The organism is Candidatus Coatesbacteria bacterium, assembly GCA_014728225.1.
GTDB lineage: Bacteria > RBG-13-66-14 > RBG-13-66-14 > RBG-13-66-14 > RBG-13-66-14 > WJLX01.
This window is the reverse complement of sequence record WJLX01000052.1, coordinates 1-21,162: the sequence shown is the minus strand read 5'-3', so window position 1 is coordinate 21,162 and position 21,162 is coordinate 1. Positions and strand designations below refer to the sequence as shown.

Below are 21,162 nucleotides of genomic sequence, written 5' to 3'. Positions count from 1 at the left end.
CGTGCCGGTTCCTGGGTTGTTTGTCCGGCGGCGGCGGTTTTCCCGAAGCGTCCCCGGCGGGGTCTGCTTCAACCCGGCGTCGTTTATGGTAGTATCTAGGGATGCGCAGCAGCCTGTTTTACGGTCTGGACCTCGGCTCGACGACCACGGAGCTAGTCGTCGTCGATGAAAGCGGTGCGACGGTGGAAGCGCAGGCCGCCCCGACGGGGGTCGACGGACCGGCGTCGTCGTCGTCCCTGCGTTCCCGGCTGCCCGCGGAGTGCGATCCCGCCTTCACCGTGGCCACGGGCTACGGCCGTCGCGCCGTCGAGGCCGACCGCGCCCTGACCGAGATCACCTGCCTGGCCCTGGGCGCCGTTGCTCAGGCCCCGGCGGCGGCCGGCGTCCTCGACGTCGGCGGCCAGGACGCCAAGTTCGTCTGGCTGAGCCCGGCGGGGCGCCCGGCGGGATTCGCCCTCAACGACCGCTGCGCCGCCGGTACGGGTCGCTTTCTGGAACTCGTCGCCCGGCTCTGCGCGGTGCCGTTGGAGGAGTGGGGGGCGCTGGAACCCGCCGTCGGCGAGGTGCAGTTGTCGGCGACCTGCGGCGTGTTCGCCGAGAGCGAGATCGTCGCCGCCCTGGCCCGGGGGACGGTCCCCGGGGAGCTCGTCGCCGCGGCGGCCCGTTCGATCGCCCGGCGCCTGGTGGGCCTGGTCGCCGCCGCCGGTCGACCCCGGCGCGAGCCCGCCGCCGGGATCGCCCTCGCCGGCGGGGTGGCCGACAACCCCCTGGTCGTCGCCTGTCTGCAGAAGGAGTTCGCCCGCCGGGGGCTGACGTTGAGACCCCTGGCCCGACCGGCGTTCACCGTCGCCCTGGGCGCCGCCTTGGCGGCCCGCCGCCTGGCCCGACGTTCCGCAGCACCCCAAGGAGGTTAGCGATGCGCCGCATCTGTCTCGCCCTGGTCCTCGTCGCCGCCGTCGTCATCGTCGGCTGCCGGCCCGAGGTCGACCCCTACGTCGAGCTGCCCGGCAAGATCGTCTACGCCAGCGTTCGCGACGAGATGAGCCAGATCGTCCTCACCGACCCCCAGGGTGAGGAACAGACCGTCTTGACCAACCCCTCGAGCCTGCGCGGCGTCGACGGCTTCTACACGCCCTGTCTGGCCCCCGACGGGCGGAGCATCGTCTGCATCGCCAGCATTCGCGGTTTCCGTGAGCTGGCGCTGATCGAACTCGGCGACCCCCCCGGCGTCCGCCTGATCACCGAGGAGGGCACCTACAAGGCCGACCCCGTCTTCTCCCCCGACGGCACGACCATCTACTACGTCTCGACCAGCGTCCTGGGCGACGATGAGGTCTACGCCCTCGATTACCAGGTTCTGGGCGCCGAGCCCGTCCGGCTGACCAACCGCCGCTCCGACGACAACCAGTTGGCTATCGACCCCGAGGGCACCTACCTGGCCTACGTCAGCGACCAGCACGGCGCTCTCGACATCTACACCATCGACCTGACCGGCAAGGACGAACCCTGGCGGGTCACCGACGCCGAGGGCGACGTCAGCCGGCCCGTCTTCGATCCCGAGGGCGACTACATCATCTACGAGCTGCTCCACGAGGGCAACCTGGACATCGCCTACACCGACTTCGGCAACGCCGCCAACAACGGCACCCTGATCGAATCCGACGAGTGGATGGAGTACTCCCCGGCCGTCTCGCCCTCCGGCGACTACATCCTGGCCGTCACCAACCGCGACGGCCAGACCGATCTGTGCCTCTTCACCTGGTACGGCGATTTCGTCCGCCGGATCACCGACGACGAGTACCGCGATGCCACGGCGCGCTGGAGCCGCTGAGCCGCACTCTCAATCTGGACTTCCCCACCCGCCTGTGCTAGACTCGCCACTGTTTCACAACTGGGCCGTCCGTCTGCGCCAAGCCGGTCCAGCGGCGGATCGAGCCGGGGGCGCGGAGTTGATGCTCCGGGCCTATCGGCGATTGCTCGCCGCCTGGAACCGCCGCTTCAACCTGGTCTCCCGCGACGCCGACCTCGACGCCCTGCTCGAGGACGCCATAGTGGACGCCGCCGCCCTGAGCCGGGTGCTGCCCGCCGCGGGCCGCGTCGCCGACATCGGCGCCGGTGCTGGTCTGGTCGCCCTGTGCCTGAGCCTCCTGCGGCCCGGCCGCCTGGTCCTCGTCGAGCCCCGCCGCCGCCGGGCCAGCTTCCTGCGCCGCCTGGCCGGGCTGGATTGGCAGGCCGAGAGCCGGGGGGCCTCGCCGGGTCCAGCGGGTGAAACCATCCCGGACGGACCCTCGACGACCTCTACTATCGCTCCGAGTCCGGGGGCCGAGAGCCGGGGGACCTCGCCGGGTCCAGCGGGTGAAACCATCCCGGACGGACCCTCGACCGTCCCGCTTTGCGGGCTCGACTGGACCGTACTCTGCGCCCGGGTCGAGGAGTTGACCCCGGACGACGGTCACGAAGGACCGCCCTGGACCGCCGTCTACACCCGGGCCGTCTGGAAACCGGCCGTCGCCTGGCGGGTCTGCCGTCGCCTGCTCAAGCCCGGCGGCCAGTTGATCTGCCTGGCGGGACCCCGGGAGCCGCTCCCCGGAGCGGACTGGCGCGAGTCGAGTTACGACGGGCTGTTGCCCGACGTCGGACGACGGTCCGCGCATCGCCTGCTGATCCGCCGGCTGGAGAACACCGGTACCTCAACGGCCATCCCCGAGTGACTAACCGACCGCGAGCCGCCTGAAACCGCCATGACCCGACGCATCGCCATCGCCAACCAGAAGGGCGGGGTGGGCAAAACCACCACCGCCGTCAATCTGGGCGCCTCCCTGGCCGCCGCCGGTCGCCGGACCCTGATCGTCGACGTCGATCCCCAGGGCAACGCCGGCTCGGGCCTCGGGGTCTACGGCGACAACGGGCAGCCCTCCCTGCACGACGTGCTGTTGGGTGAGGCCGAGCTCGATGCGGCCTGCCGCCCCACCGCCTCCGAGGGGCTGATGCTGGTCCCCAGCGTCCCGGAGATGGTTTCCCTGGAGCGCGACCTGTTGAGCGCGGCCAACGCGCCAACCCGGCTGCGACGGGCCGTCGACGCCCTGGACGGCTTCGACTACGTCCTCTTCGACTGTCCGCCCTCTCTGGGGCTACTGACGGTCAACGCCCTGCTGGCCGCCGACGGTATCCTGATTCCCGTTCAGGCCGAGTACTACGCCCTCGAGGGGCTGACCCAGTTGCTGCGCGCCGTCGAGTACGTCCGCGAACGACTGGAGCATCCCCTGGAGATCGAGGGCGTGCTGCTGACGATGTACGATTCGCGGACCCGCTTGGCCGAGGACGTGGAGCAGCAGGTGCGCAAGCATTTCGGCTCCCGGGTCTTCCGCACCGTCATTCCGCGCAACGTCCGTCTCTCCGAGGCGCCCAGCCACGGCATGCCGGTGATCGAGTACGCCCTGACCAGCCGGGGGGCCCAGAGCTATCTGGCCGTGGCCCGGGAGATTCTCCTTGGACGGGACTAGGGAACCCTGACCAGCGAGTAGTGATGAGCAAACGGCGCAAGCCCGGACTGGCCCGCGGCCTCGACGACCTCCTCGGCGGGGCCGGCACCGCACCCGAGGCCGCTCCCGAGCCCGCCGAGCGCGAGCTGCCCCTGACGGCCCTGGAACCCAACCCCTTCCAGCCCCGTAGGGAGTTCGAGGAAACGGCCCTGGAAACACTGGCCGCCTCGATCCGCCGGCAGGGGCTCCTTCAGCCGATCGTCGTCCGGCCCAAGCCCGGCGTCGCCGGGGCCTGGCAGATCATCGCCGGGGAACGCCGCTTCCGCGCCGCCGAACGGGCCGGTCTGGAGCGCGTCCCCGTCATCGTTCGCGAGGTCGACGATGCCGACGCCCTGCTGCTGGCCCTGCTGGAGAACCTCCAGCGCGAGGACCTGGGGCCCCTCGAACTCGCCGGTGGGCTGCAGCGGTTGATCGACGATTTCGCCCTGACCCAGAAGGAGCTGGGCCGGGTCCTGGGGCTCTCCCGCTCCCGGGTGGCCAACAGCCTGCGCCTGCTCAGGCTTCCGCAAGCCGTGCGCGAGCTGCTGACCGCCGGACGGCTCTCCGAGGCCCACGGCCGCACCCTGGCCGCGATCGAGGACGCCGAGCTGGCCACGGCCCTGGCCCGGCTGGCCGTCGACAAGGAACTGACCGTGCGTGAGTTGGAGCGCCTCGTCGCCGCCGAGCGTGAGGCCTCCTCCCCGGAAAGCGCCGGCAAAACGGACTCCCGGGAGCAGGCTTCCGCCGATCCGGACCTGCGGCTTTACGAGGACGACCTCCAGCGCCGTCTGGGCACCAAGGTCAGTATCCGCCGCCGCTCCTCGGGCCGCGGTCGGATCGTGATTGAATTCTACTCCGCCGATGAACTGGCCGGGCTCTATGAACGCCTGAGCGGCGAGCGACCCGGCCGGTAACCCTCGAGGCCCGCGTTGAAATCAAAGATACTCTACGAGATCCACGTCGTACCGCGTTCGACGGGGAAACCGCGGCTCTACAACCTGACCCGCTTTCGCCTGGGCCTGTTCATCGCCCTGGGCGTCGTCATCCTCGGCCTGATTATCTTCCTGGCCTTCTCCAAGGGCGCCGACGCGATGAAGCTGGCCGAGCTGGCCAGCCTGCGCGAGGAGAACGAGCGCCTCGTCGAGGAGCTCGAGCTGGTCGAGGAGCTGGAGCGCCAGCTCTCCGCCGCCGAGGATCTCGAGGAACGCCTACGGGTGATGCTGGGCGAGGAGATCGCCGCCGAGCAGCGTACCGAGAGTTCGGAGTTTCTCTCCGCCGCCGTGCCCTACACCCCCGGCGAGGAGCCCGAGGCCGCCGAGCTCGACGGCCCCCTCTCGCCGACGACGGAAGTCGAAACCAGCGGGCGCGCCGGCGAGCTGCAGGAACACATCGCCGCCATGGCCTCGACGCGCAACCTGAGCACCCCGCGGGGCCGACCCCTGGGCGGCTGGATCACCCGGGGCTTCGTCCCCGCCGGGCCGGAGAAGCATCTGGGCATCGACATCGCCGCCGACGAAGGCCGAACCGTCGTTTCGACGGCACCCGGCGTGGTCGTTTTCGCCGGTGGGGACCCCTACTACGGCAACAAGGTCGTCATCAACCACGGCTCCGGTTACTCGACCATCTACGGCCACCTGAGCAAGATCTACATCGAGGTCGGCCAGCGGGTGACCACCGGCGAGCGCATCGCCCTGTCCGGAAACACCGGCTCCAGCACCAGCCCCCACCTGCACTATGAGATCCGGCGCGACGACGTGCCCCTCGACCCCCTGCCCTTCATGGGCGAGCGCTGAGGGTTCGACTGGTCAAGCGATTACGCCCCCGGTGTCTCACCGGTGGATCGCTAAAACCCATTTTTTGAGTACAACCTTCAACGATAAGGCGTCATAGCGGGAGGATAGATGTCAAAAAACAACAAGTATGATCGCGGCTCCTCGGGTGTCCACTCCATCGTCGGCGAGGGCTCCGTTTTCGAAGGCAACATCGAGGTCGAGGGCAGTCTGCGCATCGACGGCCGCTTCACCGGCACCGTCAAGTGCGATGCCTTCTATGTCGGCCGCTCCGCCGAGGTCACCGCCGAGATCCAGGCCAACCGCAGCGTCGTCGGCGGCAAGATCAAGGGCAACCTCGTTTCGCCGCTGGAGGTCGTCGTCGAGGAGACGGCCACGATCGTCGGCGACGTCAAGACCGACTCCCTCCAAGTGGCCGAAAAGGCCGTCATCCACGGCGTGGTCGACATGGGCAAGGCCGACGTCTACGACAAGCGGCTGGCCGCCCTGAAACAGGACGGCAAGGAGCCCCGAAACAAACCCGAGAAAGAGCCCGAAAAACAGCCGGCTAAGCAGCCGGAGAAACAGCCCGCCAAGAACGACAAGAAATAGAACGCCTAGCGCCGCCGGGGCCGTTGGCGGCCCCGGCGACACCCGGTCCCTCCACTCCTCCACCCGACACCCGAGTTCCCATGCGCCGTTTGCTGCTCTGCCTGTTGATCATCGCCCTTGTCACCCCCGCCGCCGCCAAGCGGCGCGAGGGTTGGGAGCTCGACCTCGGCCTCGAGGGCAGCCTCAACGAGCTGCTCGAGGAGTATTTCGAGGGCGGCCCCCGGGTCGACTTCGGCCTCTACGACCACCAGTTCTACGTCGGCGCCTCCACCGCCTGGCTCTACTCCACCCGGCACCAGCAGGGCGACCTGCGGGCCTCGCTGCGGGCGGGCTGGCGCCTGGAAAGCGCCCGCCGCCCCGCCTTCTTCTCCGTCTTCGCCGAGCTGCAATACTACGGCGGCCCCTGGGGCAACATGGACGCCGACGACGCCGAGCCGGAAACCGACATCTTCTCCATCGGCTTCCACCCCGCCATCTGCCTGCGCTTCACCGACTGGCTGGCCTTCAACCTCGAGATGCCCATCGCCTACCCCCTCAACGGTGAGCATACCGATCTGGACCTCAAGGCCCGCATCTTCCTCTACACCTACTTCTAACCGCATCAGCGCCGCAGATACAGCGAACCGGGCCGCGCGGCCCGGTTCGTCGTCGGCTCCCCCCACACCACGGCGGCTATCCTCCGCTGGAATACTACCGGGGCGGGGCGGCAGCCTGCGGTTCCCTAGGTAGACGGGAAGTTACGCATCCGTCGGGGCGGACCGCGGGGCGGGGAGCCCCAGAACGCTGAGTCCCAGCTCGTCGGCCCGGGCGGTGAACACGTCGAGCTCGTCGGCGATCAGGGTCATTCCGCTCTCCAGGGCCAGGCAGGTGACTCCTGCGGCGGCGGCGTTCTCCAGGGTGCGGCAGCCGACGGTGGGAACGTCGAAGCGCGGATCGTGGCCGTCGCCGGCGACCTTGGTCAGCACCAGACCGCCGCGGAACAGCTTGCCGCCGCCGCGGGCCAGCTCCCCGGCCCGGGCCAGGCAAGCGTCGGTGCCCTCGAGGGCTTCGACGGCGACGACGACGCCGCCGCGCACCACCACGCTCTGGCCGATACCCAGCCGGCTGGAGGCGGCGGCGATGCGCAGTCCCAGCTCGGCGTCGGCGGTTTCTTCGGTATTGGGTTCGCGCCTGGTCAGCAGTCCCTCGCCGACGAGGAGATCGCCGAGGACCTCGAGCTGGCTGACGACCTCGAGGCCGCTGTCGGCGGCCAGCTCGCAGAGCCGATCCATAATCCCCCGGTCGCTGCGGCGGCTGGTGGTCACCCAGAGCTTCAGGGCGGTCAGGTCCAGCCGCAGCCCGCGGAAGAGTTTGCCCTTGAAGACCTTGCCGACGAAGAGGAGCTGCCGGATGCCCCGCCGCCGCAGTCGACGCAGGATGCGGCCGACCTCGCCGGGGGCGTGACGGACGATGTCGTCGGCGACGGCGACCAGTTCTGCTACGGGTTCTTCCTCCAGGGCGACGACGAAGACCCTGCCGCCGCCGGCGGCGTGACTGCGCGCCGCCAAGACGGGCAGGCGTCCGGCGCCGGCGATGACGGCCAGCTCCTCTCCGGGTCGATAGGCCAAAGCGCTCTCCTCTGAGGTTGCCCCTTGATTATAGGCCAGCGGCGCCACGGGGTAAAGGTCGGGCTTGCCCGCGACGCTCTGCTGTGCTAGTTTAGTTCGCGGTACCGGCGCTGCGACGGGGAGGTGGAGCCCCCGTCATCGACTGGTGCCGTTCTGACAGGCGAGCGGGGGCGAAAGCGAAAGAGCGCGGAACGATGCTGAAACGCTTGATATTTTTGTTGTTGCTGCTTTGTCTGGCCGCCCGCGGCCTGTTCGTCGTCGGTCGTCTCGTCGACGCCGCCACGGGCAAGCCGGTGCCCGAGGCCTGCGTTTCCATCGGCGATGAGCGCACCCTGTCCGAGCCCTCGGGGGAGTTCCGCCTGCAGTTCCAGGAGGCCGGCCTGCTGCGCGTCGAGGCCGGACGGCGTTTCCAGGGCCTGGCCCTGCCCCTGGCCGGCACCCGACGCCTCGAATTGGCTCTCATCCCGGCCCGGCTGCGCATCGGCGAGGGCGAGCTGTCCTTTCTCGACTTCTTCCGCGACGCCGCCCGCGCCTCGGCCCGCCATCCCCTGCCGTTGTGGCGTCACGTCTGGGAGGACGGTCCCCGGGTCTACTTCGAGGAGGGGCTGACGGACGAGGAGCGCCGGGCGGTCCGACGGGCCTGGGAGCTGCCCGAGCTGCCCGCCCTGGGTGAGCTGCGCCCATATTCTTTCACCGAGGACGCCCTGACGGCCCAGGTCTTCATCCGCCCCGGCGCGGGCGTCAGTGAGCTGCGGCTCAGTTACGACACCCAGAGCGGCCGGCCCCTGGGGGCGGTCATCACCCTGGGCGCCGCCGAGGATGAGGCCGCGCAAGCGCGTTTTCTCAAGCGCGCCCTGCTGCGCCTCTGGGGGCTGAACCCCCTGGAGCGCGAGGATCGGCGCGGCGAATACACCGTCCTGGGGCGGGCGACGGAGTTCACCCGGCTTGACGCCACCGCCCTGGCCGTGGCCGCCCGCCTGTCGGCGGGAACGAACCTGGGCTGGTACGGGCCCCGGCTGGAGCTGGACCTGCGCTCGCGGCGGCTGCAGGTGCTGGTGTTGCCCTTCGCCGTGACCTACGATGACCCCTACATGAGTCACATCGCCGCCGCCACCCTGGCCCAGACCCTGAGCGATTACGGCCCCTACTTCAACCTGCGCCTGGACGACGGACTGCGGGAGATGGCCCGACTGGCCGCCGAGGAGCGCTCGCCCGCCGACGAGTTGCTGCCCGACGAGGCCTACAGCCTCGAGGCGGCCCTGGCCCTGGCCCGGGAGCGGGACTGCCGCTACGTCGTCTGGGGCGAGCTGGCCAATCGCAGCGACGGTTCCGCCGCCGTGTTCTACGCCGCCGACAGCGCCTCGGGTCGCCTGATCGTCGATTACGAGGGCCGGGCCCTGCACCATCGCCTGCACTTTCCCCGCTTCTTCGCCCGGGCGGGACTGGAGCTGGTCCGGGCCGTCTACGGGCCCCCCGATGTGCCCCCGGACAGCGGCACCCTGTTGGTGCACTTCGACAGCCTGCACGCTTCGGTCTACGTCCACACCCTGATCGACGACCAGCTCGTTGCCGTCCTCTCCTCCAGTGACAACGAGGTCAAGCTGCCCCTGAGTCCGGGTGAGCACCGGGTGGAGTTCGTCTACTATCTGCCGATGCGCCACCTGGGCTGCGTGGCGGGCATCCGCGCCGGTTCCCACTGCTACTCCGTCGAGGTGGAGAGCGGTCGCGAGACCAGTATCGCCACCCTCTTCGACCTCAACCCGCTGCAGAGCGAGCGCAGCTGGAACTACACCAAGACGCGGATCTTCGATTCAGCCGGGGAGATCGTCAGCGAGGACTACAGCGACCTGGCTCCGGAGCGCGATATGTGGCGGCGCCTGCGCGAGATCGTCGAGCAGATCCGCCGCGCCGAGCAGTTCGAATAATCCTCCGTCGGGTCTGGCATTGCCGCACGGGTCGTATTATAATAACCACGCTGCCGACAACCCGCCGGGAGGATTGCTGGATCATGGACGACCTGCGAGACCGCATCGCCGACGACCGCTCGAAATGGGAGCGTAGACTGGCGCGCCTGGTGCCCGGTTACGAGGGCTACAAAGAGCTCAAGACCCGGCGCGATGCCGACCGTCTGCTGCGCGAGCACCTGATCGAGCGTTTGGAGCGCCAGCGCGGCCTGCTGCGCGACCTGGTCATCCGCCTGACCAACGCCGGCCGCCTGGAGCTGCTCAAGGCCGTCGATGCCGTCGAGAACCGCCTCGAGACCCTGACCGACGCCTTCAGGCACGCCGATTACGGCTACTCGGGCAAGACCGACGCCGTCAAGATCGACGGCGCCGCGCTGGACCGCCTCTACGAGTACGATCTGACCCTGATCGGCGTCGTCGAGGAGCTGGAGTCCAAGGGCGCCGTGCTGACCGAGGTCGAGACCCTTCCCGACGAGGTCAAGCGCGCCCTGCTGGCCTTCGACGAAGCGCTCAAGAGCTTCGCCAAGGCGGCCCGCGAACGCAACAGCATCCTCTCCGGCGTCGAGTTCTAGCGCCGTCGGCTGATTCCCCGGACGACGCTCCCCTCGCCGAAACGAGCCCGGGCGGGGGCGTCGTCTTCCTTTGCGGTCGCTCCCCGGTGGAGCGGTTGTTTTATCCGGGATCCGGCTTATGACCAACGCAGAAAACCCGCACGGCGACGACCGGCGGCCCCGCGTCGCCGCCGCCTCCTTGGGTTGCAAGCTCAACACCTGCGAGGCCGAGGCCACCCGGGCGGCCTTCGAGCGGGCCGGTTGCCGGATCGTGCCCTTCGGCGAACCGGCCGAGATCTACATCGTCCACACCTGCACGGTGACCGGCCGGGCCGATTACCGCTCGCGCAACCTGCTGCGCCGGGCCGCCCGGGCGGTGACGCCGGGAGGACGGGTCGTCGCCTGCGGCTGCTACGCGGTCACCGATCCCGCTGAACTGGCGCGGATCGAGGGCGTGACCGACGTCGTCGCCGGCCCGGCACCGGAACTGGTCGAGCGTTTCGGTCCGGCCGCCGCGCCCGCTCCGGACTGGCCGTTGCTGCCCCGGGGTTTCAGCCGGTTGACCCGGGCCTTCCTCAAGGTTCAGGACGGCTGCGACGGCGCCTGCAGCTACTGCAAGGTCCGCCTGGCCCGGGGGCGGGCGCGCAGCCGTCCGGCCGCCGGGGCCCGCCGGGCCCTGGAGCTGCTCGTCGCCGCCGGGCACCGCGAGGTGGCCCTGACCGGCGTCCACCTGGGCGCCTGGGGCCGGGAGTTCGGCGCCGGGCTGCCCGAGCTGCTGCGGGTTTTGCTGCCGACGCCGGGGCTGGACCGCCTGCGGCTGAGCTCCATCGAGCCCCTGGAGCTGACCACGGAGCTGCTCGAGCTGCTGGCCGCCGAAGAACGCTTGGCCCCCCACCTCCACGTTCCCCTGCAGTCGGGCTCCGATGGAATCCTGCGGGCGATGAACCGGGGCTACGGCGTCGAGGAAGCCCTGGAGCGCATCGCCGCCGCCCGGGAGCGCGTTCCCAACCTCGGGCTGGGCCTCGACGTCATCGTCGGTTTCCCCGGCGAGACCGCGGAGGACTTCGCCGCCACCCGGGACGCCGTCGAGGCCTCCGGCGCCGCCTACCTGCACGTCTTCAGCTACTCCCCCCGCCCCGGCACCCCGGCCGCCGAGCTGCCCGACCAGGTCGACGAGGAGGTCAAGAGCGCCCGCTCCAGGGAGCTGCGGCGGCTGTCCGTCGCCCTGGCCCGGCGCTTCGGCGCGCAACGCCTGGGGCGGGAGCTCGAGGTCCTGGTCGAGCGGCGGCCCGGTCGCGCGGGTCGCCGCGCCGGCGTCAGCGGCGAGTACCTGCGCTGCGAGCTGCTCGATCCATCCGGCGACGATACGGCGGACCTCGGCGGGCGGCTGGTCCGCGCCGAGGCCCTCGAGCTCCTCGGTCCGCCGCCGGATTCCGCCGCCGCCGGACCGGCGACCCTGCTCTGCCGCCGCCGGAGACCGCCCGCTCGTTCCGGTTCGTGAACGACCGGGGTTCGGACCCGCAAGCGGGCCGGCGGTCCGGTTCGACTAGCCGACCTCCGACGACAAAGGGGCCGACCCCACAGGTCGGCCCGCAACAGATAACCGCTGAGGTTGGTCTAGCCGAAGGAGCCCGGCGGGGGCTTGACCTCCTCGGGGGCCTCGAGGTCCTCGAGTTCGGTGTTGCGCCGCTCGTACTCCTCGGCCAGAGCCCGCATGACCCGGCTGTAGCGCGCCGGGTCTTCGTGCAGGCGCAGGGAGTACTCCAGGTACTCCTCCTCGCTGACGCCGTACTCTTCCAGCAGTGCGGCGGTCTGCTCCTCGTGCCAGGCGCGTTTGAGGTCATTGTCGCCGGTGGGGGGCGGACCGCCGGGGTGGCGGTCCGAGCCGATGAAGGTCAGTTCGGCGGTCAGCTCGACGTAGTCCTCGTCATCGAAGCCGTCCTCGGCGCAGGCGCCGAGGAGTGACAGGGCCAGGGCGGCGAGGAGCGGTCTGCTCACCGGGGCTCTCCCGGTGTCGCGCCGTTGAGGTCGGCGGTGGCCGGCGGCGCCGGGGCGACGGCCTCGATCCTCTCGGCGGCCTCACCCTCGAGGAGTTGGGGATGCCGCCGGCGCAGCTCGGCCAGGAGCCGGGCGGCTCGGCCTTCGTCGGCGAAGAGCTCGAACTCGTAGGCCGCCAGCTCGGCGCCGTCGAGCCGAGCGGGCTCCTCCCCCGCGGCCTCGGCGGCAAGCGCCCCGGCCAGCAGCTCGACGTACTCATCGTCGTCGATGCCGTCGCAGGCGCCGAGGAAACCGGCGGACAGGGTGCAGAGGGCCAGGCTGAGCGCGAGTCGCTTCATCGGTCTCACTGCTGGTCGAGGGGCTCTTCGACGATCATGATCTGCTCGCCCGCGGCGATCTCGGCCTCGATGGCGGCGTCGACACGTTCCTTGACCTCGGGGTTGCCCTGGACGTAGTCGGAGAACTCCTGCAGATCCCCGCGACGGTAACCCAGCTCCTCGAGGTGTTCGTCGATCTTGCTGTCGACCTCCTCGGGCTGGAGCCCCATGGACTGCAGGCCGCCGATATAGACGAACATCTCGACGTAATCCTCTTCGTTCATCGCCAGGCCGGCGGTCTCACTCTCCACGGTTGCGCTCTCTACATCGAGCCCCTGCAGCTCGGCCAGCTCGTCGCCGGAGTGGGCGGCTTCGAACTCGCGCAGGTCCTCGGCGGTGACGCCGTACTCCTCGTAGACGGCGGCGACGGGATCCCCGGCGGCCTCGGCCTCGGCCACGGCCCGACTGATCTCCAGGTACTCCTCCTCGGTCAGCTCGCCGGAGCCACAGCCGACCAGGACGGCGGCCGGGAGCAGGACGATCGTGATTACCAGGGGTGCGCGCATTCTATTCCTCCTCGTCGGGGGTGGTCGTTTCTTCGGCAGTCTCGGGGGCGGCCTCTGGCAAGGCCTGACGATAAGTTTCGATGTAGTGCTCGAGCAGCGGCGTCGACTCCTCCATGATCCGCTCGGCGATCTCGGCCACCCGGTCGGGCTCGTTGGCCAGCTCCTGCTCGAAGTCCGCCACCTCGTCGGGGGTGGTTTGATGATCGGCGGCGGCCTTCTCCAGGGCCGCCTGGGCCGTCAGCCCCTCGTCGATCATGTAGTTGGTCTTGTCGATCACCAGCTCGATATAGCTCTCGTCGTCCAGGCTGGAGCCGCAGCCGGCGACGAGGAGCAGCATGGACAAAACTGCGGCGCCGAGTAGCTTGCGCACGTCGACCTCCTCCTACTGGGGGGGCAGCAGGCTGGGCTGGAACAGCTCGTCGGCGGCCTGGTTGATCCGCTCGTTGACCGCCTTGAGGTGGTCGGGGTCCTTCTCCAGCTCGGCCTGGTATTCGCGGACGGCCTCGACCGTGGTGTCATGGTTCTCGGCGGCCTTTTCGAGGGCCTTTTCGGGCTCCAGGGCCGCGGAGAACATCAGCTCGTTCTGTTCGATCTTGACCTCGACGTAGAGGTCGTCGGTAATCTCCTCGCCGCAGCCGGCGGCGAACAGGCCGACACAGACCAGCAGAACGGCGACCGCGAAACGCTCCTTCATGGTGGCTCCTTTGACGGTGGCGGCAGGCTCCCTCCGGCGTCGATTTTAACACACCACGGGTCGGTCCGCCCGACACGGTCGGGAGCGCGGTCGACGAGCCCGCGCGGGGGCGGGTCGCCACCGACGGCCGCTCAGACCTTGAGCTGTTTCCACTTGCCGCTGGAGAAACGCCAGTAGGCCAGGCCGGCGCGGATGAAAAACACCGCCGAGGCCAGAGACCAGAAGCCGATGATCCCCCAGTCGAAGACCTTGATGGAAAGGAAGGCCGCCGGAATGCGCAGGGCCCACAGGCCGATGATCGACAGCGCCAGGGTCCAGCGCGTGTCCCCGGCGCCGCGCAGACCGCCGGTCAGGGTCATCAGGATCGCCAGAGCGGGCTGCTCGACGGCGGCGATGGTGATCAGCAGGGTGCCGATCTCGTGGACCAGCAGGTTGGAGGCTCCGGAACCCTCGCGCACGAACAGGCCCACCAGGTCCCCGGCGAAGATGCCGAAGATCACTCCCATCGAGCCCATCAGCAGCGCGGCGTAGAAGGCGGCCCGGAAGCCCGCCTTCTCGGCCAGCTCGGGTTTTTCCGCCCCCAGGTACTGGCCGACCAGGGTCGTCGAGGCGATGGCCAGCCCCCAGCCCGGCATGAAGGAGATGCTCTCCACGTGGACGCCGACCTTGTGGCAGGCCAGGGCCACCGAGCCCAGGCTGGTGATCAGCCAGGTGGTCAGCAGGTGGCCGAAGCGGAAGACGGCCTGCTCGACCATCGCCGGCGTGCCGACGTGGAAGATGCGCCGGATCGTCTTCCACACCGGCCGCAGGGAATCGCGCAGCTTGATCTTGACCTTGCTGTGGCCGCCGTAAACGATCACCAGGCTGAGCACCCCGGAAACGGCCAAAGAGATGGCGCTGGCCAGGGCGGCCCCGCGGATACCCAGCTCGGGGAAGGGCCCGGGACCGTAGATCAGCAGGTAGTTGAGGGTGATGTTGAGGACGTTGGTGACCCCGGTGATGATCAGCGGGCGGACGTTGTCGCCCACGCCGCGCATCACCGAGTTGTTGACCATCGTCACCACCCAGGCCAGCCCGGCGAAGGAGACCGTGCTGACATAGATCCGCGCTGAATCGGCCAGCAGGGGATCGTCGGTGTAGAGGTCGACCACCAGGGGCAGCAGGAAGGCCCCGGCCGCCGAGAGGAAGCCGCCGATGACCACGGCCAGCCAGACCGACTGCCCGGCGACGCCGCGGGCCTCCGCGAAGCTGCGCGCCCCCCACATCCGGGCCACCACCGCCGTCGAGCCCACACCGAAGCTCGAGGCCAGGAAGAAGAAGGGCCAGACGATGCCGCCGCCGAGGCCGATGGCCGCCAGGCCCTTCTCGCCCAAAGCCTGGCCGACCATGATCGTGTCGACGAAGCCGACCATGGTGCGCAGCAGCATCTCGCCGATGGCCGGCAGGGCCAGGCGGAAGATGTTCTTCGTCAGGTGGGCCTCGTCGAGGACGAGTTCCCGGCTGGGCTTGTTGGTCGGCGGCATGGCTGGAGCGGGCGGCGGAGTCCGTCTTCGGCAAACGCAAAAGCCGCATGATAGCAGACTTTTTCCCGCCGGTAAACAAGGGTCGGCGAGCGGCCCCCGATCCCGGCGCTGCCGAGGAAGACCCGACGGAAGGCCGGCGCCCCGGGACGCCCGCCGTCCCGTCTGTTATAATCCACCGGTAACCGGCAGCCTGGAGGAGCCCTTGTCCCTGGCCGACCTGTACAAGGTCAAGCAACGCATCATCGAAGTCGGTCGCAGGATGTACGCCCGGGGGATGGTCGCCGCCAACGACGGCAACATCTCCGTGCGCCTGGGCGGCGGTCTGTTCGCCGTCACCGCCACCGGCGTCAGTAAGGGTTTCCTTACCCCAGATGACGTTGTCGTCGTGGATGCCCAGGGAAAAAGAATCCAGGGCGCCAAGCGGGCCACCAGCGAGGTCAAGCTGCATCTGTTCGCCTTCGACAAGCGGCCCGACGTCGGCGCCTGCTGCCATGCCCACCCGCCCTACGCCACGGCCTTCGCCGTCTCCGACCGCCGACTGCCCCGCAACCTGCTGCCCGAGGTCATCCTGACCGTCGGCGGCGAGATCCCCGTCGCCCCCTACGCCACCCCCTCCACCCAGGAGCTGGCCGCCTCGATCGCCGATCATGTCGCCGACGCCGAGGCCTTCCTGCTCGCCAACCACGGGGCGCTGACCCTGGGCGCCGACCTTCAACAGGCCTACCACCGCCTGGAAACCCTCGAGCACTACGCCCGCATCGCTTGGCTGGCGCTGACCCTGGGCGAAGCCCGGCCCCTGCCCGCCGGAGAATCCGACCGGCTGTGGTGCGTCTCCCGGGGTCTGGACCCGGAATGCCGCGGCGGGGACGAGGAAGCCTAATGGCCGCCCTATACAGTATTCGTGTCGGGGCTGACTTGACCGAGGGATTCATTAATGGTGGTTTCGTCGCCATTGGAACGGTAAGACCTGACAGAATCAAATATTTTAACTTTGATATCCGCCCATTTATTGATGCGAATGACCGACATGCTTTATTCAATGCGTATGAGGCTGCTTTTCCTGACCTGAGCAAGGGAGCGGTGGATAATTTCGTTCGCTATTATTGGGAGTTTACTGCATGGATGCGTACGGGTGATATTGTATTAATCCCCGACAACGACTCAGAAATGCTAGGTCTCGGCGAGGTTTCAGGCGATTTTTACTACGAAAAACTCGATGAATACCCGCTGTTTCATCGGCGAGCGGTGAATTGGGAAAAGGAGATGCTGCCACGGTCCAGTTTGCCGCTATCGATTCAGAGATCAATCCGTACTCCCAATATGGTGTATCGAGTACTGGATGAGGTTGACGTCTCGACCCTCTTCGGTGGTGTGGTATGGAGGATTCTGAACGGATTGCCGAGAAACACCCCAGGTCTTCTCGCCTGGATCGTACCCAGGACCGTCTCTACAAGGCAGTGCTGGAACGCATTCTCGAGTTGGACCCCGAGGAGTTCGAGGTGCTGATCACCGAGCTGCTGGCCACACTGGGTTTCGAGGCCCGGCACGTCGGGCAGGTGGGCGACGGCGGCATCGACGCCGTGGGAACGCTGGACGTTTACGGCATGGCGCGGATCGAGCTCCACGTCCAGTGCAAGCGCTACCAATTGAGTTCCCGCATCAACGCCAAGGAGATCAGGGACTTTCGCGGCGCCATACCCCGAACGCCCAGGCCTGCTTTATCACCACCACCGGCTACGCCAAGCGAAGCTTGGAGGAGGCCAACCGCGAGGGCTTCAAGCGTATCGGCCTGGTCAACGGCCGTCGTCTGGTAGAGATTCTGGCCGACAAGTACCCGGAGCTGCCCGACGAGTTGCAGGAACGCCTGCGCTTGCGCCGGGTGCTGATACCCGAGTAGGGAGCCATTATCACAGGGGGGATGAATGAGTGCGGGGAAGCCGAGGATCAGTATCGGTTTTCTCTACGCCTATACGATGGACCTAGCCGAGACGCGGCGCTTCTACACCGAGCTCGTCGGGATGGAGGAGGTCGCCTTCAAGCCGGAGTGGAACAGGCTCTGCTACCCGTGCGTGGGTTTTCGGACACCATTTATTGTGCTCCGGATGGTTACCAGTATCCGGCGGACTTCGCCGTCCAGCCCGGCTGGGAGGGCGGCGAGCTGGTCATGCCGAGCTGGTCGATCACGGTCCCGCCCGAGGATTTCCCCGCCGTCGTCGAACACCTGCGAGACGCCGAGGTGAGACGCTTCTTCGACCAACCCGGTTGGAGCTGGGGCGGCTACTGGAGCTTTCCCGTGCTCGATCCGGCCGGGATGACGATCGAGGTCTGCAACACCCCGCAAGAGCGCCCGGTCTCGACGGAGTGGCCCGACTGAGATGAGCGTAGAGACGGACAGGCTGATCCTGCTGGGCACGGGAACGCCCAACGCCGATCCCGAGCGTTGGGGTCCGGCCCTGGCCGTCGTCGTCGACGGGACGCCCTGGATCGTCGACTGCGGTCCCGGGGTGGTGCGCCGGGCGGTGGAGGCCGGGCTGGAGCCGGAGTCCCTCTCCCGCCTCCTCGTCACCCACCTGCACTCCGACCACACCGTCGGCCTGCCCGACCTGCTGCTCTCGCCCTGGGTGCTGGGGCGGGTGGAGCCCTTGCGCATCTGGGGACCGCCGGGGACGGAGGAACTGGCCCGGAACGTCCAGCGGGCCTACGCCGCCGACGTCGCCGAGCGCTGCGACGGACTACAGCCGACGACGGCCGGGGGCTGGCGCCTCACGGTGACCGAGCTGCCGACGGGCGGCGTCTTTTACGACCGCGACGGCCTGCGGATAACGGCCTTCCCCGTCGATCACGGCTCCTGGACCGCCTTCGGCTACGCCTTCACCACCCCCCGGAGGCGGGTCGTCGTCTCCGCCGACACCGCCCCCGGCGAGGCGTTGATCGAGGCCGCCCGGGGTTGCGACGTCCTGGTTCACGAGATCTATTCCGAGCGCGGCCTGGAAACGAGGCCGCCGGACTGGCGGGCCTATCACCGCGCCGTTCACACCTCGACCCGCCAACTGGCCGGGATCGCCAACCTGGTCCGGCCAGGTCTGTTGGTGCTGTACCATCAACTGTTCTGGGGGGTGAACGAGGAGGAGCTGCTGGGGGAGATTCGCGAGCACTACGACGGGCCCGTGGTCAGCGGCCGGGACCTGGAGGTGTTTTTTCTTTCCTGATGTGCCGATAAGCTACGAGACCAGCAATAAGCTGGTCTCGTAGTATAATGACTTATATTGCTACAGTTCCAATATAATTTTAATCGACTCCTCTATACTTGACATTGTCGCAGGATGTACACTACCTAAAACCTTAATTAATCGATCCTTGGGGATTATTCTCATTTGGTCGACCATGATATAACTTGTTGATATCAGCCCGCCTTCAGGCGAACGGATTTCATGATGGAAGGGATAGTTACGCTTAGTGCGAGTTGTTGGAACAATTACTACCAAACCCGCAGGCCCATTGTTAAAGGCATCTGTTGAAACGATGACTGCAGGTCTAGTTTCATCTTCTTCATGTCCTACTGCATCAGTGAGGTTGATTAACCAGACGCTTCCGCGTCGAATGGTTTGAAGATTAGGCATATTGCCTCCTTGTTAGAGACCGTCCATTATTGTCCGATCCCATAGTTTTCGTTCTTGTTCTTGTTCACGCCGAGCTTCTTCATCAGCGTTTATACGTGCATATTGAAGATTAGCTTCTTCTAGGATTCTTGTTCGATAGGCTTCCTCCAGGCATTTTTGCAGGGTTTTTGTTTGACTCAGCTGATAGAGCGAAGATAGTTCCTCCAGTCGCCTTTTGCCCTCATCGCTGATCCGTACCGTATGGCTGGACATGGACGACTCCTTTCGTTTTTGTGATTTGGTAACGGTGACAGTATAGCGCAAGAATACATATGTGTCAATAAAATTGCAGCTATATTTGTGGGCTTTTTTGTTGACTATCTTTTTATGTTAGCATATGTAACGGTGGGGGGAATAATACCCGTTTCTTTGGGATTCTTTGTCTTGTTTCTGGATTATATGCTATTAAATAAAACCTTTATTTGCATATTGTTACATTATCCCGCTGTTAAACCGGCACGCTTCTTGCTATACTGAATCCCGTAACGGGAGCGCTGACAAACAGATGACACCCAAACGCAAAAAAGAAAAAAACCGCGTGCTGCTCTGCGGCGCCGGCGAGGCCGGGCGGATGATCGCCCGCGAGATCCTCAACAACCCCCGCAGCCAGTACGTCTGCGTCGGCTTCCTCGACGACGACCCCGACAAGCAGGGCTGGGAGCTCGAGGGCGCCCCCGTCCTCGGTCCCCTGATCGATCTACCTCAGTACGTCGAGGAGTACGAGGTCGACGAGGTCCTGCTGACCATCCCCTCGGCCTCCGGCGCCACCATCCGCCACCTGGCCCAGCTCTGCGACCGCGCCGACGTACCCTACCGCGTGCTGCCGTCGATGTTCGACGTCATCCACGGCGACGCCAAGCTGACCCAGGTGCGCGACGTGCGCGTCGAGGACCTGCTGCGCCGGGAGCCCATCCGCCTGGATATGGGAGCCATCCGCCACTATGTCACCGACGAGACCGTCCTGGTCACCGGTGCCGGCGGCTCCATCGGCGCCGAACTCTGCCGCCAGTTGATCACTTTCAATCCCGCCAGGCTGGTCCTGCTGGGCCACGGTGAAAACCCGATCTTCGAGATCCATAACGAGCTGCAGCGGCGCAAGCCCCGCGGCAACCTGGTCGGCGCCATCGTCGACCTGCGCGACAAGCGCCGCCTGGCCCGGGTGCTCGAGGTCCACCGCCCCGGCGTCATCTTCCACGCCGCCGCCCACAAGCACGTCCCCCTGATGGAGGACAACCCCTGCGAGGCCTTCAGCAACAACGTCGGCTCGATGCTGGCCCTGGCCGAGCTGGCGCCCCGCCACGGCGTCGAACGCGTCGTCGTCATCTCCACGGACAAGGCCGTCGAATCCAGCAACGCCATGGGGTCCAGCAAGGCCGTTTGCGAGGTCATCGCCCGCCTGGCCGACGACAACAGCGACGGCTGCCGCTTCATCAGCGTACGCTTCGGCAACGTCCTGGGCAGCCGGGGTTCCGTCATCGGCGTCTTCCAGGAACAGATCGAGCGCGGCGGGCCGATCACCGTCACCGACCCGCGGATGGAACGCTTCTTCATGACCATCCCCGAGGCCGTGGAGCTCGTCCTCCAGGCCGCGGCCCTCGGCGAGGGTGGCGAGGTCTTCGTTCTCGATATGGGTCAGCCCCTGCGGATCATCGACCTGGCCAAAATGCTCGTCGAGCTCTCCGGCTACGACAACGGCGAGATTCCCATCGAGATCACCGGTCCCCGCCCCGGCGAGAAACTCCAGGAACGCCTGTTCAGCCTCTCCGAGGAACGCCTGCCCAGCCCGCATCCCCAGTTGCTCATCGCCCGCTCTAACGGCGTCCACGCCGAGCTCTGGGAGCTGATCGAACAGATCTACCAGGCCGCCGAGAACCTGGAGACCGAGCGTATCGTCGAGTTGGTGGCCCGGGTCTGTCCCGAATCGAGCTGGAAACCCGGCGAGGGGGCCTTCTAGCGGGTGGTGTTGGTCCCATGACACCATACAGGCGATGGGTTCTCTAGTCGCCCGGCTGGATACATCAGGGCCGACCACATGGTCGGCCGTTTTATTACATCAACCTCACGAAGCTGAGGCTCCGCATTCCGCCTTGATTCGCCAATAACCGTAAGTCGGGGGCTCGAGTTCCTCGACCGGACAATTAGAAACAGTTACGGAGCTGCTAACCCTCGCGCTTCTAGCCGCCTTTATCTTTTTATTGGGTAGGGCATCATGTAACCTAAGCGGACCAATTGAACAGTGCATCCTGACGGTTATCGAGACATTTTTCGTCGTTCCGGTGGTTGAAGCGGAACGACCTTTCACGGATAGAGAGTCTGGAGTTGCGCTTGAAACCACCGTGGTGGGCTGTTGACCGGCGCTCGGCGCAGCCCCGGAAGTTCTC

General features: G+C 67.1%; 26 protein-coding genes. 17 read left to right on the top strand and 9 right to left on the bottom strand.

Annotated features, from left to right (window positions below; translation table 11 throughout):
• Positions 1-101: 101 nt before the first annotated feature.
• From GF399_04130 to GF399_04095, 8 genes are all read left to right on the top strand, one after another.
• Positions 102-914, top strand: a complete 813-nt coding sequence (locus tag GF399_04130) for a 2-hydroxyglutaryl-CoA dehydratase (protein MBD3399501.1) — start codon at positions 102-104, stop codon at positions 912-914.
• A gap of 2 nt (positions 915-916) precedes the next feature.
• Positions 917-1,831 carry a hypothetical protein gene (locus GF399_04125; GenBank protein MBD3399500.1) on the top strand — a complete coding sequence of 305 codons (915 nt, stop codon included), beginning with the start codon at positions 917-919 and terminating at the stop codon, positions 1,829-1,831.
• Positions 1,806-2,711: a hypothetical protein gene (locus tag GF399_04120; GenBank protein ID MBD3399499.1), complete on the top strand. Its 906-nt coding sequence runs from the start codon at positions 1,806-1,808 to the stop codon at positions 2,709-2,711. The genes GF399_04125 and GF399_04120 overlap by 26 nt, the downstream gene beginning before the upstream one ends.
• Positions 2,712-2,741: 30 nt before the next feature.
• A complete protein-coding gene (locus GF399_04115; GenBank protein MBD3399498.1) occupies positions 2,742-3,503 on the top strand; it encodes an AAA family ATPase in 762 nt (253 codons plus the stop codon).
• 23 nt (positions 3,504-3,526) lie between these two features.
• On the top strand, positions 3,527-4,435 hold the full coding sequence (locus tag GF399_04110; protein ID MBD3399497.1) for a ParB/RepB/Spo0J family partition protein: 909 nt from the start codon (positions 3,527-3,529) through the stop codon (positions 4,433-4,435).
• Positions 4,436-4,450: 15 nt separating this feature from the next.
• Positions 4,451-5,314: a peptidoglycan DD-metalloendopeptidase family protein gene (locus GF399_04105; protein ID MBD3399496.1), complete on the top strand. Its 864-nt coding sequence runs from the start codon at positions 4,451-4,453 to the stop codon at positions 5,312-5,314.
• A 108-nt stretch (positions 5,315-5,422) separates the two neighbouring features.
• Complete coding sequence (locus GF399_04100) at positions 5,423-5,902, top strand: hypothetical protein (protein ID MBD3399495.1); 480 nt, start codon at positions 5,423-5,425, stop codon at positions 5,900-5,902.
• A gap of 80 nt (positions 5,903-5,982) precedes the next feature.
• The gene (locus GF399_04095) at positions 5,983-6,498 is read left to right on the top strand and encodes a hypothetical protein (GenBank protein ID MBD3399494.1); all 516 of its coding nucleotides are present in this window, start codon (positions 5,983-5,985) and stop codon (positions 6,496-6,498) included.
• A gap of 141 nt (positions 6,499-6,639) precedes the next feature.
• Here GF399_04095 and GF399_04090 read toward each other — a convergent pair whose 3' ends face one another.
• A complete protein-coding gene (locus GF399_04090) occupies positions 6,640-7,557 on the bottom strand; it encodes a DUF1009 domain-containing protein (GenBank protein ID MBD3399493.1) in 918 nt (305 codons plus the stop codon).
• A 146-nt stretch (positions 7,558-7,703) separates the two neighbouring features.
• On the opposite strand from GF399_04090, the gene GF399_04085 reads away from it, so the two are divergent.
• From GF399_04085 to GF399_04075, 3 genes are all read left to right on the top strand, one after another.
• A complete protein-coding gene (locus GF399_04085) occupies positions 7,704-9,434 on the top strand; it encodes a hypothetical protein (protein ID MBD3399492.1) in 1,731 nt (576 codons plus the stop codon).
• Positions 9,435-9,517: 83 nt separating this feature from the next.
• Positions 9,518-10,045 (top strand): hypothetical protein, encoded by a 528-nt coding sequence (locus GF399_04080; protein MBD3399491.1) that lies wholly within the window; start codon positions 9,518-9,520, stop codon positions 10,043-10,045.
• 118 nt (positions 10,046-10,163) lie between these two features.
• A complete protein-coding gene (locus tag GF399_04075; GenBank protein ID MBD3399490.1) occupies positions 10,164-11,525 on the top strand; it encodes a MiaB/RimO family radical SAM methylthiotransferase in 1,362 nt (453 codons plus the stop codon).
• Between the two features lie 116 nt (positions 11,526-11,641).
• On the opposite strand, the gene GF399_04070 is transcribed toward GF399_04075, so the two are convergent.
• From GF399_04070 to GF399_04045, 6 genes are all read right to left on the bottom strand, one after another.
• Positions 11,642-12,022 carry a hypothetical protein gene (locus tag GF399_04070; protein MBD3399489.1) on the bottom strand — a complete coding sequence of 127 codons (381 nt, stop codon included), beginning with the start codon at positions 12,020-12,022 and terminating at the stop codon, positions 11,642-11,644.
• Positions 12,019-12,360, bottom strand: a complete 342-nt coding sequence (locus GF399_04065) for a hypothetical protein (GenBank protein ID MBD3399488.1) — start codon at positions 12,358-12,360, stop codon at positions 12,019-12,021. Before GF399_04065 ends, GF399_04070 begins: the two co-directional genes overlap by 4 nt.
• A gap of 5 nt (positions 12,361-12,365) precedes the next feature.
• On the bottom strand, positions 12,366-12,905 hold the full coding sequence (locus GF399_04060; protein MBD3399487.1) for a hypothetical protein: 540 nt from the start codon (positions 12,903-12,905) through the stop codon (positions 12,366-12,368).
• A gap of 1 nt (position 12,906) precedes the next feature.
• On the bottom strand, positions 12,907-13,275 hold the full coding sequence (locus GF399_04055) for a hypothetical protein (GenBank protein MBD3399486.1): 369 nt from the start codon (positions 13,273-13,275) through the stop codon (positions 12,907-12,909).
• Between the two features lie 12 nt (positions 13,276-13,287).
• Positions 13,288-13,599, bottom strand: a complete 312-nt coding sequence (locus GF399_04050) for a hypothetical protein (GenBank protein MBD3399485.1) — start codon at positions 13,597-13,599, stop codon at positions 13,288-13,290.
• A 131-nt stretch (positions 13,600-13,730) separates the two neighbouring features.
• Positions 13,731-15,122, bottom strand: coding sequence for an MATE family efflux transporter (locus GF399_04045; GenBank protein ID MBD3399484.1), 1,392 nt, complete (start codon positions 15,120-15,122; stop codon positions 13,731-13,733).
• Here GF399_04045 and GF399_04040 point away from each other — a divergent pair.
• From GF399_04040 to GF399_04020, 5 genes are all read left to right on the top strand, one after another.
• The gene (locus tag GF399_04040; GenBank protein MBD3399483.1) at positions 15,121-16,002 is read left to right on the top strand and encodes a class II aldolase/adducin family protein; all 882 of its coding nucleotides are present in this window, start codon (positions 15,121-15,123) and stop codon (positions 16,000-16,002) included. The two genes, GF399_04045 and GF399_04040, sit on opposite strands and share 2 nt — an antisense overlap.
• 496 nt (positions 16,003-16,498) lie before the next feature.
• Positions 16,499-16,936, top strand: a complete 438-nt coding sequence (locus GF399_04035; GenBank protein MBD3399482.1) for a hypothetical protein — start codon at positions 16,499-16,501, stop codon at positions 16,934-16,936.
• Entirely contained in the window at positions 16,873-17,019 is a 147-nt protein-coding gene (locus tag GF399_04030; GenBank protein ID MBD3399481.1) for a hypothetical protein, read from the top strand. The genes GF399_04035 and GF399_04030 overlap by 64 nt, the downstream gene beginning before the upstream one ends.
• Before the next feature lie 147 nt (positions 17,020-17,166).
• Entirely contained in the window at positions 17,167-17,496 is a 330-nt protein-coding gene (locus GF399_04025) for a hypothetical protein (protein MBD3399480.1), read from the top strand.
• Between the two features lie 28 nt (positions 17,497-17,524).
• On the top strand, positions 17,525-18,331 hold the full coding sequence (locus tag GF399_04020) for an MBL fold metallo-hydrolase (GenBank protein ID MBD3399479.1): 807 nt from the start codon (positions 17,525-17,527) through the stop codon (positions 18,329-18,331).
• Positions 18,332-18,391: 60 nt separating this feature from the next.
• Here the strand turns inward: GF399_04020 and GF399_04015 are convergent, their stop codons facing one another.
• Together GF399_04015 and GF399_04010 are read right to left on the bottom strand one after the other, a co-directional pair.
• A complete protein-coding gene (locus GF399_04015; protein MBD3399478.1) occupies positions 18,392-18,742 on the bottom strand; it encodes a type II toxin-antitoxin system PemK/MazF family toxin in 351 nt (116 codons plus the stop codon).
• A 12-nt stretch (positions 18,743-18,754) separates the two neighbouring features.
• Positions 18,755-18,994: a hypothetical protein gene (locus GF399_04010; protein ID MBD3399477.1), complete on the bottom strand. Its 240-nt coding sequence runs from the start codon at positions 18,992-18,994 to the stop codon at positions 18,755-18,757.
• 292 nt (positions 18,995-19,286) lie between these two features.
• Here GF399_04010 and GF399_04005 point away from each other — a divergent pair, with 292 nt between their 5' ends.
• The gene (locus tag GF399_04005; protein MBD3399476.1) at positions 19,287-20,735 is read left to right on the top strand and encodes an NAD-dependent epimerase/dehydratase family protein; all 1,449 of its coding nucleotides are present in this window, start codon (positions 19,287-19,289) and stop codon (positions 20,733-20,735) included.
• Positions 20,736-21,162 lie beyond the last annotated feature (427 nt).